Raw genomic sequence first — 13,235 nt, 5'->3', positions numbered from 1 at the left:
TATAATAGAAATATAGGTCAATATGACATTATTATAACTAACGGAATGCTTCTATGTTATCTTAATATAAAGGAGAGTTGTTATGCAGCATATTGATGAACAATATATAATCAGCCCGTTATCAGAACTCTTACAGGACAGATATGCAGCGTTGAGGCTCTTGCTCGCTGGCAGGATCCCGAAATGGGACTCCTCTCGCCTTACCTCTTTATAACCGTTCTCGAGAAAAATCGTCTTATCCATAAGCTCGATCTTATGATTCTCGAAAACATCTGCTATACTTATAATGAGATGCGCGAGAAAGGTCTGCCGCTCCACCCGTTCTCCATAAACCTCTCCCGTCTCGACTTCAACGAAATGGATATGCTGAAAGCTATTTCCGATATCTTAGAGAAATACAACGTCCCGTCAACTGCCATACACATTGAGATAACCGAGAGCGTAATGCTGGACAATACAGCTTATTTCCGCAGGATATTCGACAGTTTCCACGAGGCAGGCTTCGCTATCTTCATGGACGACTTCGGAAGCGGCTATTCTTCGCTGAATGTCTTAAAGGATTACAGCTTTGATGTTTTAAAAATCGATATGCGCTTTCTCAGCGATATCGGTATGCGCTCCAAGAAGATACTCTCGTCCGTAGTTAATATGGCGAAAGCTATCGGCATACACACTCTTGCCGAGGGTGTTGAGACAAGAGAGCAGATACTCTTCCTGCGCACTATCGGCTGCGAGATGCTGCAAGGCTACTATTATTCCAAGCCTATGAGCAGCGAGATGTACATAGATTACCTTACAAATTCAAGTATAACAGTCGAAAAACGCAGCGAGAGCGATTACTGGGACACTATCGGAAAGGTGAATTTTCTCAGTCCTGATCCGTTCAACGAGATATCCTCCGATGACTTTCCTATCGACGATACATCGATACTGCGCGAAAGTCCCACGGCACTTGCCCTTGTGGAGATAGACGGCAAAAAGGTGAAGTTCCAGTACGCAAACAGGGCGTATCTTGACGAGATCAAGAAATTAGGCTATAACAGTACAAGAGAAATGGAAGAAGCTATAGAAAGTATGCCTGTGGTCTACTTCCAGAACATCAACGAGCAGATAGAGATGTCACTGAAAACAGGCAAGCTCATAAAGAAGGACCATTTTGCCAACGCCGTGTATTTCACCTACTCGACCAAATGCATAGCCAAGACCGATAACAAATATATGCTTGCCGCAAGCATAAAGACTTTCGATCCCGCACGTACTGCCAACCGTGAGCAGATGTTTGAAAAATACAGCCGTATCCTCATCGACACATACGATCATATAACTATAATCGACCACGAAAACAACCGTATCATCACAAGACTCTACTCAAAGATCGGCTTCAACAACGAATACCTTACAATGCCTCTCGATAAAGCAAGGATACTTTTTGCACAGAATGAAGTAATCGAAAGTGAACGCGAAAGATTTATCAAGTTCACCGATATAGACTTCGTAAAAAAGCATATTGAGAAAGCCGAAAATCCTATCATCCAGCAGCCGTTCCACATCAAAAATCAGGACGGCAAATTTATATTAAGAGATTTAAGGATAATAAGGACCACTGTTGAGGACGGCGAAAGATTTCTTTTCGTTATCCAGTCAATGTCTCCGGCTGCGCAGAAAAAGGCTCTGGAGGCACTTGAAGAGACTTCTGATATGTTCAATTGAACACAGCCATAGTATAATGACTTTCATTCAGTATACTATGGCTTTTTTATATCCTTTTTTCTTATAAAAAGCATTGATTTATTGCTTGATAAGTGGTAGAATAGTAATATTGAATTCTCGGAGGGATGCAAATGAACAAATATAAAAAGCTCGCCATGAATACCGTAATATTCGCTGTGGGCAGCTTTGGTGCAAAAATATTCTCGCTTTTGCTCAATAACCTTTATACAAAGCATATCAGTCCATCCGACCTGTATACGAAATCACTTCTTGAGATACTTGTAGTTTTCCTGCTTCCCGTTTTCACATTTTCCCTTAGTGAAGCTATAGTGCGATACGGTCTCGACAAGCAGTACAATAAAAAACAGGTCTTTACAACAGCAGGACTTATTATGCTGTGCGGACTCGCCGTAATGATACCTATCGTGCCGCTTCTGCACTTCATACCTATCTTGCGGCCCATAACAGGATATTCAATCCTGCTTTATCTGTTGGTATTCGCTTCAGCTCTCAGAGGACTGTGCTCACAGTTCGTAAGAGCAAGAGGAATGGTCACGCTTTTTTCAGCCGACGGCATATTTGTGACCATACTCCTTTTCATATTCAACGTATTATTCATCTCAAAGCTCGGAATGGGAGTCAAAGGATTTGTAATATCAATAATCCTCTCGGATATATGCTCAACTGTATTTCTTTTTATAGCCGCAGGTCTGCATAAATATGCTGATATCAGCTGTTTCAGCAGGGAGCTGGGAAAAAGTATGCTTCGCTTCACTCTGCCTCTTATACCTACAACAGTAATGTGGACATTCACAGGCTTTTCGGATCAGATATTCATCGGAAATATGCACAGCGATACAGTATTTCTCGGCAAGGACGCAGCAGGCATATACGCCGCAGCTACCAAGATACCCAACATCGTCACCATGCTTTCGACTATTTTCTTTCAGGCGTGGAATATGTCGGCTATCACCGAAAACGACTCCGCTGACCGCAACAACTTCTATTCAAAAGTTTATTCGGCTTACGAATCATTGCTTTTCATAGGTTCGGCTGCATTGATACTCTTTATAAAGCCAGTATCCGCACTTCTCATAAACTACACTACCTTTCCCGAATACAAAAAGGCTTTTCTTTTCACTCCCCTGCTTATCGCAGCTGCCGCTTTTACCTGCCTCAATCTTTTCCTTGCAGGTATCTACACAGCTACAAAGCATACCAAAAACGCATTCTATTCCATAATAGCTGTTGTTATCGTGAATATTATCCTTAACCTCGGACTTATCCCATGCTGGGGTATCCAGGGTGCGGCATTCGCAACATTCCTCAGCTATCTGCTGTGCTACTGTATAAGAATGATAGACGCAAGATACTATGTACCGTTTAACTTTTCAGTAATCAGGACGATACTCAATACGGTCATTCTTCTGCTTATGTGTATGCCTGTGATATTCAGCTTCAAGGGCTGCATATTCTGGGAGCTTCTCCTCACCGCTTGTATGACCGCTCTCAATTATCGCCCGATGCTTACAACAGTAAATAAGCTTATGAAAAAATAATAAGTAAAAGCTCCGTTTAGCAGTGGTACTTATATAGAAGTTTATAGTTAATTATCGGGGGAACCATTTCTGAGGAAAGGTTTTCCCCCGAACCCCTTTCCAAAGACTTTTATCTGATTTTTTTCGGATAGGGCGCGTATGATAATAAAAAAGACCTGTAAGTCTACAGGTCGCGCACTATCCGAAAAAAAAATTAAAACGAAAGTTTTCGGGAGAGAGTTTGAGAGAAGCCCCTTTTTCAAAAGGGGTTCTCTCAATAATAAGCATAAAAGTTGCTATATAAATACCACGGTTATTACGGAGCTTTATTTTTGACTTTATAACGACATTAGAGGAGTAAAGTAATATTATTTAAGCACAAAGCAACGTCAGCCTTCTTTTATCCAAAAAAATATTTTATTAATTGATATAAACAAATTAAGTCAAAAAATAATTATTTTTCATCTTTTACGGCAAAAGTGCTGTTTTTTAAGGTTGATTTAAGATTATTTTAAGATATATTCATTATTATGTAATTGTCTATTAATAATATCTCTCGAAAAAGGATATTTAGGAGGATGATACTAATGAAAAAGAAAACCATGCTTGCAGGCTTAGTGTCTGCTTGTATACTTAGCTCAGCGGCTGTGGCAGTTACCACAGCATCAGCAGCAGATATCGTTTACGGTGACGCAAACGGCGACGGAACCGTAGATATGTCAGATGCAGTACTTATCATGCAGTCTCTTGCAAATCCAAGTAAATACGGAGTAACAGGAACAGCAGAAGGTCACATCACTCAGGAAGGTGCAGACAGAGCCGATGTATTTGAAAGAGGTTCAGGTCTTACTTCAAGCGATGCTCTTTCCATACAGCGTTACCTGCTCAATGCTATTACTTCACTTCCCGAGTCATACAAGGACAACGGCGGTCAGACAAGCACTACTACTGCTGTTGTTACAACAACTACTGCAACGACCACTACAGAAACAGTAGTTACAGTTCCTAAGGAAGATGTAAACACAAAGATCCACCTCAACGGCAATTCAATAACTGTTGACGGTAAATATGCTACTGCAAGCGGATCAAAGGTTACTATCTCACATTCAGGTACTTACACTATCGATGGTACTCTCAGTGACGGTCAGATCTACGTTGAAGTTCCTGATGAAAAGGCTGATCCAGATACTGTAAAGCTTGTACTCAACGGTGTTAAGATCACAGGCAAGAGCGCTCCTGCTATTCTTATAAAGAATGCAGACAAGACTTCTATCACTATCGCAGACGGAACAGAGAATACTATTTCTGATACCGAGGCTGCTTACACAGGTGACTTCCTTGAAAGTGCTATTATCGAAGCTAAGGACGATCTCACTATCAAGGGCGGCGATTCAGGTACAGGCGTTCTCACTATAACTGCTAACGTTCAGCCTGCTATCGTATGTAACAACGATATCAAGCTCACCGGCGGTATTATCAATGTCGAGACGCTCAACAAGACTGACGGAAACGACGCTATAAAGGGTAAGAAGTCAGTTGTTGTAAAGGACGGTACTATTAACATCAATGCTGAAGGCGACGGTATCAAGTCCTCAAAGGGCAACGTTGATATCGAAGGCGGTAAGATCGGCATTAAGAGTGGCAAGGACGCTATCCAGGCTGAAACAGATATCAATATCTCAGGCGGTGATATCAGTGCCAACGGTGATAAGAGCCTTACAAGCGTAGGCAACATCAATCTTACAGGTGGTACTATCGTTGCAACTTCTACAGACTATCAGATAGAGAACCTTACTTCTACAGCTCAGTCAGCTATGCTCTTTGACTTTGCTAAGGAATGGTCAAAGAACAATCCTATAGCTATTACTGATTCTTCAAACAAGATCATTCTTGAAGTAAATACTCTCAAGAAGTATAAGTTTGCTCTTGTTTCTTCACCTGACCTTGCAGACGGCACAAGCTACAAGTTATTTGCAGGCGGTATCAAGCAGAAGCACAGCTCAGGCAATACTTTCAAGGCCGGCAAGCCTGCTTCATACAAGGACGTAAACAATGACATGGATGACGAAGAGCAGCTCTACGGTGAGCTTTTCGATCAGTCATCAGTTCATAAGGTTGAAGTTAAGATGTCAGAAAATGACTGGAACAACTTTATGAGAGTAGCTCAGAACGAAGAGTGGGCACCTTGTGACGTAGTTATCGACGGCGAGGAGATCAAGAATGTTGGTATCAGAACCAAGGGCAACAGCTCAAGAATGATGGTACAGAACGGAAAGTACAGCTTCCGCTTCAAGCTCGACAAGTATGAAAAGCTCAACAACTACCACGGACTCACAGAGTTCTGTGTAAACAACTTCTATTCAGATCCTTCATGCATGAGAGATATCATCTGCTACGATGCTATGTATGAGATAGACGGTGTTGCTCCTAAGGCTGGATACTCCGATATGTACCTCAACGGTAAGCTCTACAGCTTCTACATGATCGCTGAGCAGCCGGGCACAACTCTCGCAGAGCGTTATGCTATAGATGACGATTCCAACCTCTACAAGGCTACCGAAAGAAGCAACCAGGCAGGCGGCGGCGGTATGTTCGGCGGCTTCGGCGGCGGAGACAGCTACAGCACATTCACACAGAATATGCCTGTAAGTAACCTTGACCTTAAGTTCGGTAACGATGAGCAGCTCACACATCTTGAAGAACTCAAGACAGCTATCAACAAGATGACTTCTTCAAACTATAAGTTCATCGAGGATATCATGGACGTTCCAAGCTTCCTCAAGGGCTTTGCAGTTAATGCTGTAATGTGTAACTACGACAGCTATAACGGTTCACTGGCACATAACTACTACCTTATCTACACAGGCGGCAAGCACTACTTCGTAGGCTGGGACTACAACCTCTGCTTAGGTAACTTTATGGGCGGTACTGATGCTGTAAACTCTGATATCACTACAAGCCTCTATCAGGCTACTCTCGAGTACAGACCTTTCGCAAGACTTCTCCAGATACCTGAATACTACGATATGTATGTCGGCTATGTAAAGGATATCCTTAACTACTACAGCGACCCTGAGTCATTTGTTACTAAGATCGCTGACATGATCCGTCCTCACATTCAGGCAGATCCGCTTTCAGCATTCACAGTTGATCAGTTCAACGCAAATACAACTAAGAGTGCTAACGGTCTCCAGACAAGCGGCGGCCAGCAGGGCAATAACCAGCAGTGGGGCCAGCAAGGTCAGCAGGGCAACAATCAGCAGTGGGGTCAGCAGGGCAACAATCAGCAGTGGGGCCAGCAGGGCAACAACCAGCAGTGGGGCCAGCAAGGCAACAACCAGCAGTGGGGCCAGCAAGGCAACAACCAGCAGTGGGGCCAGCAAGGTCAGCAGGGCAACAATCAGCAGTGGGGTCAGCAGGGCAACTGGGGCTTCCAGTTCAACTCTGATGAACCCGAAGATACTATAATCACAGAAGAAAGCTGGGCATTTGAAGGCGGCTTCGGCGGCTTTGGCGGCGGCGGCTTCGGTGGAGGCGGCTTCGGCGGCTTTGGCGGCTTCGGTGGAGGCGGCGGCGGAATGTTCAATAACAACACTTCTGTTATTGACTTCCTCATTGCTCGTTTCCAGATCATCCGTTCAGCATTAAGATTCTAATGATACAGCAGTTCACCCCCTCACTTCGAGGGGGTGAACTATCATTTATTTGAAATCTTATCAGTATAAAGTTAAAAAATAAATTTTTTATAAAACTGTTGACATTTTATTCATTTTCTGATATAATTATCATGTTGCAGTTGATGAGCAGCAAAAAACATAGGGGTATAGCTCAGTTGGTAGAGCAGCGGTCTCCAAAACCGCGTGCCGAGGGTTCAAGTCCTTCTGCCCCTGCCAGAACGATAAAGCCTGCATTTCGAGAAAAACTCCGAAATACAGGCTTTTCTGTTACATACAGAAAGCAGTTTTAAATGAAAATTTGCAGTCCCGTGTGCACAAAAAACAGGTGTAATGCACATGAAATGCACACGGAATGCACACGACTGAAAGGCAGTATAACGATAAGAAAAGAAGCCAGCTCCCTTTACGGGAGCTGATTCTATTTAAAAATATTCATTAACAAAAAGCTTTCAATGAATGTTACCGTTGCTATACTCCTCCAAGAATTCAGCTGCACTGCCTGTGAATATCGTCTTATACAGCTTTCCATTATCAAAATTCGTAACTGCACACATCGCTCCGGCACCGCCTTGCGAATATCCGATGATACCGATATTGTTTTTGTCGATCTTGCCGTACAATTCGCTGTCAGCACCGATATTCAGGATAAGATCAAGTGTCTGCGATACAGTTTCCCCCGTGCCGGACTGCGGATCATCGTTGCCGACCACAATAAATTCCCATGAAGCGATCCTGTCAAGCACAGCCATATAATTTCTTGCCCGTGTACCGCTTGCATTGACCGAAACGATCATCGGATAGGATCTGTTGCTGTCTGCAAGCTCCGCAGGATAAAACACCCTGATTGTGTTGATCCTGCTGTTATCGCTCTTGAATTCAGTGCAGGCAGTCTCAAAGCTGCCTCTGCCGGAATATTTCTTTTCAATCACAGCATCTGTCTTGAGATCATCGAAATAGTCATCATCGTACCACAGACGGCGTTCGTGTATCTTACCCTTGATGAAGATATCAGTCCAACAGAGAAAAGTATCAGCAGTATGATACCGATGATCTTCAATGTCTTATGACCTCTTTTCTTATTTGCCTCTATTTCTGACCTTTCCTTTCTGATATTCCTTATCCATCAGAAGAACACAGCAGAGCATGATACACGGAAACACAATACCGCATAAGATACCCCTGTGCAGATCGCTCCCAAACAAGGCAGATGCCTTTCCTGCAATCGTAGGACCTGCACCGCACCCCAGATCACCTGCAAGCGCCAGTAATGCAAACATCAGCGTTCCGCCGTTTCTGAGCCTTGCGGCTGAGAGACTGAAAGTTCCCGGCCAGAATATCCCAACGGATAATCCGCACAGCATACAGCCGATCAGTCCGGCTGCCGGAGCTTTTGTCAGACCGATCAGCAGATAGCTCCCAACGCATAAAACGGACGATGCGAGCATTACCTTTTGCAGCGGTATCTTCTCCCCAAATTTGCCAAACATCGCTCTTGCACTGCCCATACACAGCGCAAATCCCATAGTCCCGATCAGGTCTCCTGCGGATTTTGAGATGTGCAGTCCTGATTCGGCGAAGGCAGATGCCCACTGGCTTACCGTCAGCTCACAAGCACCTGCACAAAGCATCATCAGGCAGAAAAATAGGAATTGAGGTGTTTTTATCAGTTCAGCAAATCCCGATTCCTGCCCTCTTGTTTCGGATAGCGTGGCAATGGGTACTTTCAGGAAAAGAATAAAATTCAACATCGGTACGATTGCCCATAAAGCACCAAGTATACGCCAATGCTCTATTCCTGCAAGGGCAAAAAACACAGTTGATAACAGCACGGTAGCCGCTTGTCCCCAACAGTAGAAGGAGTGGAGCAAGGACATTGTCGTCTCCTTGTTGTCTGTCGGACAAGCCTCAACGATGGGGCTTACAAGCACTTCAAGCAGTCCTCCGCCTACTGCATACAGTGTTACGCAGATCACAAGTCCTGCGAAGGGTGACGGGAGCCTGTCGGGTAAAACTGTCATCAGCAGAAATCCCGATGCTGACAGGATATGCGAAAGCTGCATAGATGCCCGATAGCCGATCTTATCCACAAAGGCAGGAGCAACTGCGTCCACTGTAAGCTGTACAATAAAGTTGATCGTTATGAGCCATGTGATCTGTGCCAAAGCGATACCAAATTCAGCCTGAAACCGCAGAAACAGCAGAGGCACAAAGTTGTTGACTATCGCCTGTATCACATATCCGATAAAGCAGGCTATCAGTGTTGTTTTATAGGATATATTCTTAATGATCCTCATCTCAGAATGTTTTATCGAGCAGTTCCAGCCCGTAGGTTTTTACATCGCCGTTCACTGCATCATATATCCACTCACCGACACTTCGATCGTTTCCGAGCTTGTCAAATACATTCGCAGAGATGATCGTATGCTGGGTATTATGGGTATTTGCATCTTCTCCGCAGCTCCAGACATAGATACCCACATCGGGGATATTCGTCTGCAAGCCGTTTACCATTTCTTTCAGATCATGCTGAAAGTTGTCGCCAAGTTCTTTTGTCTTATCCATTTTTCCGCTGTCGATATAGGACTGATATTGCATCAGCGTATCATCACGATAAGAGCAGTCAAATAGTATTTTCACGCTGTTACCACGCTTTTCATGGAGTGCGGTCAGACTGTCAAGGACAAGGTTGTTTGTGGTCAGTCTTTCTGATATTTCAGTCGGAGCTTTCCACAAATTTACAGCCGTTTCGTGCCAGCCTTCATAAAGCAGGAGCGAGCTGTCAACACAGACCGTCACATTTTCAGCACTTGGAAAACGGTCGATCACATCGTCAGCCAGCAAGGAAGTCGCAAAGCCACCTGCCGAAAAGCCTGTTACAAGCAGCGTGTCTGGCTCTCCGATATACTGCTTGACCTGTTCCACATAAGCGGAGTAATTGCTGTATCCTGTGTGATACACAGTCTTTTTGCCCTCGTAAATTCCCGTGCCTGCGTGAAAATCGCCGGTCGCATAGGGGATCACGATAAAGCTCCAGTCCTTGAACGGATTCTCCTCCGCCGTGCTGCCGATACCGCCCTGTGCGACAAAATCCTGAGCTGTCATATTGGTCGCATAGAATTCCTTGCCGCCCTCAGAAGTCTCAGGGGTGATGCTTACACCGCCGCCGAAGAAATACACGACCACCTTGTTTTCCGTACCCTTGCGGAATATGCCGTGCCATTCACTGCCGTCCGAGGACTTTGCGCCGTCAACATCAATTTCATACCACTTGCCGATCTCAGGTTCACCCTTGAGCTTCGGGAACGTTTTGAAAAATGTCAGCTTCAGAAGAATAAAAATGCCTATTGCGATCACTAAAATGATGATGCCGATGATGATAAGCACCTTTTTCAGTTTGCTTTTCGGTTTTGTGTTCTCCATAATAACGCCTCCTCTTATGTATTCGCTTCAAGAAACGCAAGCATTTTGTCGAATGCGTCCTTTGCCGTTTCATCGGTTCTTTCATTTGCTACAAAGCAATGTGGCTTTTCCTCGCCCTTTTCAGCATAAGGATCTACAAGCTCATTCCGAACACCAAGCGCATCGAGCTTTTCGTGCATTTCGTTCATATCGTAACGGTATTCACTGCCGAGCATGATCGAGGGCGGATAATCGCTTGTCATGTGGGGGATACAGTCATAACGGTTCAGTTCGTCTTTGTTCAGAAAAATCGAGCCTTTCACATAGTTGCCCACAAGAAATTTGCAGGCAAGCGTAAAGCTCTCATAATCAAGCGGAGCATCATCAGCCACGATCGCACATACCTGTTCGGGATTAAGCGCAGGAGATATACCGAGCAATTCTGCGTATTCGGGTGCTGTGATAACAGTTCCCATCTGGCATGATATGATCGCCCCTGCCGAAGAACCCATAAGAATGACCTGATCCATGTTCAGATGATATTCCTCGCTATGCTGCATAATATATGAAAACGCCTGATTTGCCTGTATCAGCGGAACGGGAAAATGCTCGTCGGGTACAAGAGCGTAGTCCACATTGACGATATTATATCCGGCTGCACAAAGGTCATCTATCAGAGCAGTCGCTTCATTTGCGGCAAGCGGATCGCCCATATTCTTGCTGCCTGCAAAGAAACCGCCGCCGTGGAAATAGAACAGAGTAGGTCTGTCGGCTTCTCTGTTTTCATCGGGATATATAATGTCAAGAAAGCTGTTCGGGTAGTCCTTGGCATATTCAATCTCGCTGATAAGATACTGTCCGTTTTCTTTCAAACCGTTCTGCGGTTCGTTCAAAGGTTCATAGGAGTTCATCGGTTTGCCGTTATCAGCTATTTTCTGAAGGAAACCCACAACGATCTGAGTGTGCGTAGCTGCGATGAAGAATCCGCCGATGCAAAGTACGACCATAACAGCCAGAACGATCAATATGACTTTGAGTGCTTTATGCTTCTTTACTGTACTTTTTACCATAGCGACCATCCTTTCTTGTCAAGTGCTTGACAAAACTGCTTTTCTATGATACTATAATATCATAAAACGGCTGCAAAGTCAATAAAATCGGGAAAATGATACTATTTTGCGAAATAGTATCATCGGCAAAAAGGAAGAGTGGAAAATGTCTGAATATGTGACCTCGGCATATGGCGAAGCGCTGTTCAAGCTGATGAAAAAGAAGAACATCGAAAAGATCACCGTGGACGAGCTGTGCGAGGAAGGCGGCATCGGCAGGGCGACCTATTTTCGCAACTTCAAATCAAAGGACGAGATCATCACCGCCTATATCATCATGAAGTGGCGTGAATATGAGCGTGAACACAGGCTCAAGGAACATCAGATCAATGACAGCTACCGTGTCAGGCGATATTTTGATTTCTGCTACTCGCTGCGGAAAAAGAATGATCTTATCATCGGACAGGGGCATCACGGAGCAATTTTATCGGCTTACGAGGTCATCATGACCGACAGCGACACCAATCAGACCTCGGATACCTATGAAAGCTTCTACCTTGCCTATGGGCTTTTCGGCATCTTCATGAAGTGGGCAAGGAACGGTTATGCCGAGTCGGTGCAGGAGATGACGCAGATCGTGGTGGAAAGGATATTTGCAGGAAATATCAATATTTCAATAATCGAAAAAGAACAGCTATACCAGAAATAGTTTTCATTCAGAATAATTCTATTCCACTCATTTATTCCACACGAAAAGTATAAAAGGCTATAAATAGGCGAAAATAGCCATTTAAAAATATTCGAATCCCTCTCTGTCCGCTTTTTTAAAGAAGCCTGAATTTAGTATTAAAATCCGAAATACAGGCTTTTCTTATGCCTGTAGAAAGCAGTTTTAAATGAAAATTTGCAGTCCCGTGTGCACAAAAAACAGGTGAAATGCACATGAAATGCACACGACGAAAGGCAGTATAACGATACAAAATAAGCCAGCTCCCTAGAGGTAGCTGTAAATACTTCAAAAAGTTGATTATACCAAATGTATTTTATTGGTAGGGCCATATTACCTGTTATCAAAACCTAAATAAATTGTAAATGTTTGGAATAGGCTATTGACTAGCAAAATAATTGGTGATATAATGACTTTAAGGAAAATACATTATGTATATAAAATATGTGGGAGGGGTATATAAATGTTGCATAATACATTTTATCCTGCCGAGGACGGCAACACGGAGACGATAGTTCTGCTGCATGGTTTCGGAGGCAATTCACGTATTTGGAAATATCAGCTGCCGCTGCTGTCAAAGCATTACAACGTTCTTACTGTTGATCTTCCAAGTCATAATGAAGGTAATTTACAGCTTTCACAGCTTGAGGTAACTTTGGATGCTATAAGCAGGGAAATACTTGCTGTATGCGATCAGTATTCTGTACGTCATGCTATATTCATGGGAGTATCCCTTGGTACCATATTTGTGAAGTATATCCAGGCGTTTTATCCTGAGTATGTTGACTTCGGTATCCTGGTCGGCGCAGTCGCAACAGTAAATGTTCTGCTTCACGGATGTGCCCGTCTTTTTTCAAAAATAGGAGACAAGCTTCCTTTTGCGGCAGTTTACCATGTTTTCAGCTGGATTATTATGCCCGGTAAGCGTAATGAGGAGAGCAGAAGCATTTTTCGTAAATGTGCTATCGCATTGAATAAAAAGGAATTCAGGTTATATATGCATATTTTCAATCAGGCTTTTCGTTTCAGCAAGATATTTGAAAAGGAGCATCATCCTGAAAACATATATATTTCAGGTAAGCTTGATTCATGTTTTCTGCGCCGAACAATACGTGAAGCTAAGAAAACCTGCGGA

Annotated in this window: 10 protein-coding genes and 1 tRNA gene; 6 read left to right on the top strand and 5 right to left on the bottom strand. The window is 43.8% G+C overall.

The annotated features are described in order from the left end of the window. Window positions 1-102 precede the first annotated feature (102 nt). The 4 genes from QZZ41_RS12135 to QZZ41_RS12120 all read left to right on the top strand — a co-directional run bounded on the left by QZZ41_RS12135 (window position 103) and on the right by QZZ41_RS12120 (window position 7,141). Window positions 103-1,710, top strand: a complete 1,608-nt coding sequence (locus QZZ41_RS12135) for an EAL domain-containing protein (protein WP_295072652.1) — start codon at window positions 103-105, stop codon at window positions 1,708-1,710. Window positions 1,711-1,841: 131 nt separating this feature from the next. Further along, window positions 1,842-3,269, top strand: a complete 1,428-nt coding sequence (locus QZZ41_RS12130) for a lipopolysaccharide biosynthesis protein (protein ID WP_295072473.1) — start codon at window positions 1,842-1,844, stop codon at window positions 3,267-3,269. A 566-nt stretch (window positions 3,270-3,835) separates the two neighbouring features. Continuing rightward, window positions 3,836-6,904: a carbohydrate-binding domain-containing protein gene (locus QZZ41_RS12125; protein ID WP_295072470.1), complete on the top strand. Its 3,069-nt coding sequence runs from the start codon at window positions 3,836-3,838 to the stop codon at window positions 6,902-6,904. A 161-nt stretch (window positions 6,905-7,065) separates the two neighbouring features. Beyond that, window positions 7,066-7,141: transfer RNA gene (locus tag QZZ41_RS12120), tRNA-Trp, on the top strand. A 233-nt stretch (window positions 7,142-7,374) separates the two neighbouring features. Here QZZ41_RS12120 and QZZ41_RS12115 read toward each other — a convergent pair. The 5 genes from QZZ41_RS12115 to QZZ41_RS12095 are packed head-to-tail and all read right to left on the bottom strand — an operon-like array spanning window position 7,375 to window position 11,394. Continuing rightward, window positions 7,375-7,854: a hypothetical protein gene (locus tag QZZ41_RS12115; RefSeq protein ID WP_295072467.1), complete on the bottom strand. Its 480-nt coding sequence runs from the start codon at window positions 7,852-7,854 to the stop codon at window positions 7,375-7,377. Beyond that, complete coding sequence (locus tag QZZ41_RS12110; protein WP_295072464.1) at window positions 7,851-7,982, bottom strand: hypothetical protein; 132 nt, start codon at window positions 7,980-7,982, stop codon at window positions 7,851-7,853. The genes QZZ41_RS12115 and QZZ41_RS12110 overlap by 4 nt, the downstream gene beginning before the upstream one ends. A gap of 19 nt (window positions 7,983-8,001) precedes the next feature. Continuing rightward, on the bottom strand, window positions 8,002-9,219 hold the full coding sequence (locus tag QZZ41_RS12105; protein WP_295072461.1) for a sugar MFS transporter: 1,218 nt from the start codon (window positions 9,217-9,219) through the stop codon (window positions 8,002-8,004). Between the two features lies 1 nt (window position 9,220). Further along, entirely contained in the window at window positions 9,221-10,345 is a 1,125-nt protein-coding gene (locus QZZ41_RS12100) for a pectin acetylesterase-family hydrolase (RefSeq protein WP_295072458.1), read from the bottom strand. A gap of 14 nt (window positions 10,346-10,359) precedes the next feature. Then, window positions 10,360-11,394 carry an alpha/beta hydrolase gene (locus QZZ41_RS12095; protein WP_295072455.1) on the bottom strand — a complete coding sequence of 345 codons (1,035 nt, stop codon included), beginning with the start codon at window positions 11,392-11,394 and terminating at the stop codon, window positions 10,360-10,362. Window positions 11,395-11,539: 145 nt separating this feature from the next. On the opposite strand from QZZ41_RS12095, the gene QZZ41_RS12090 reads away from it, so the two are divergent. Together QZZ41_RS12090 and QZZ41_RS12085 are read left to right on the top strand one after the other, a co-directional pair. Beyond that, window positions 11,540-12,082 carry a TetR/AcrR family transcriptional regulator gene (locus tag QZZ41_RS12090; protein ID WP_051411589.1) on the top strand — a complete coding sequence of 181 codons (543 nt, stop codon included), beginning with the start codon at window positions 11,540-11,542 and terminating at the stop codon, window positions 12,080-12,082. A 481-nt stretch (window positions 12,083-12,563) separates the two neighbouring features. Continuing rightward, window positions 12,564-13,235: alpha/beta hydrolase (locus QZZ41_RS12085; RefSeq protein WP_295072450.1), on the top strand; the 672-nt coding region annotated here is incomplete at its 3' end.

This window comes from Ruminococcus sp., assembly GCF_016283395.1.
Note: the sequence above shows the minus strand (reverse complement) of the source record. Positions and strands in the feature narration are given on the sequence as shown.

Coding starts and splice junctions, on each gene's coding strand:
- QZZ41_RS12125 (WP_295072470.1), top strand. CDS start 3,836: ATGAAAAAGAAAACCATGCTTGCAGGCTTAGTGTCTGCTTGTATACTT.
- QZZ41_RS12130 (WP_295072473.1), top strand. CDS start 1,842: ATGAACAAATATAAAAAGCTCGCCATGAATACCGTAATATTCGCTGTG.
- QZZ41_RS12105 (WP_295072461.1), bottom strand. CDS start 9,219: ATGAGGATCATTAAGAATATATCCTATAAAACAACACTGATAGCCTGC.
- QZZ41_RS12100 (WP_295072458.1), bottom strand. CDS start 10,345: ATGGAGAACACAAAACCGAAAAGCAAACTGAAAAAGGTGCTTATCATC.
- QZZ41_RS12090 (WP_051411589.1), top strand. CDS start 11,540: ATGTCTGAATATGTGACCTCGGCATATGGCGAAGCGCTGTTCAAGCTG.
- QZZ41_RS12095 (WP_295072455.1), bottom strand. CDS start 11,394: ATGGTAAAAAGTACAGTAAAGAAGCATAAAGCACTCAAAGTCATATTG.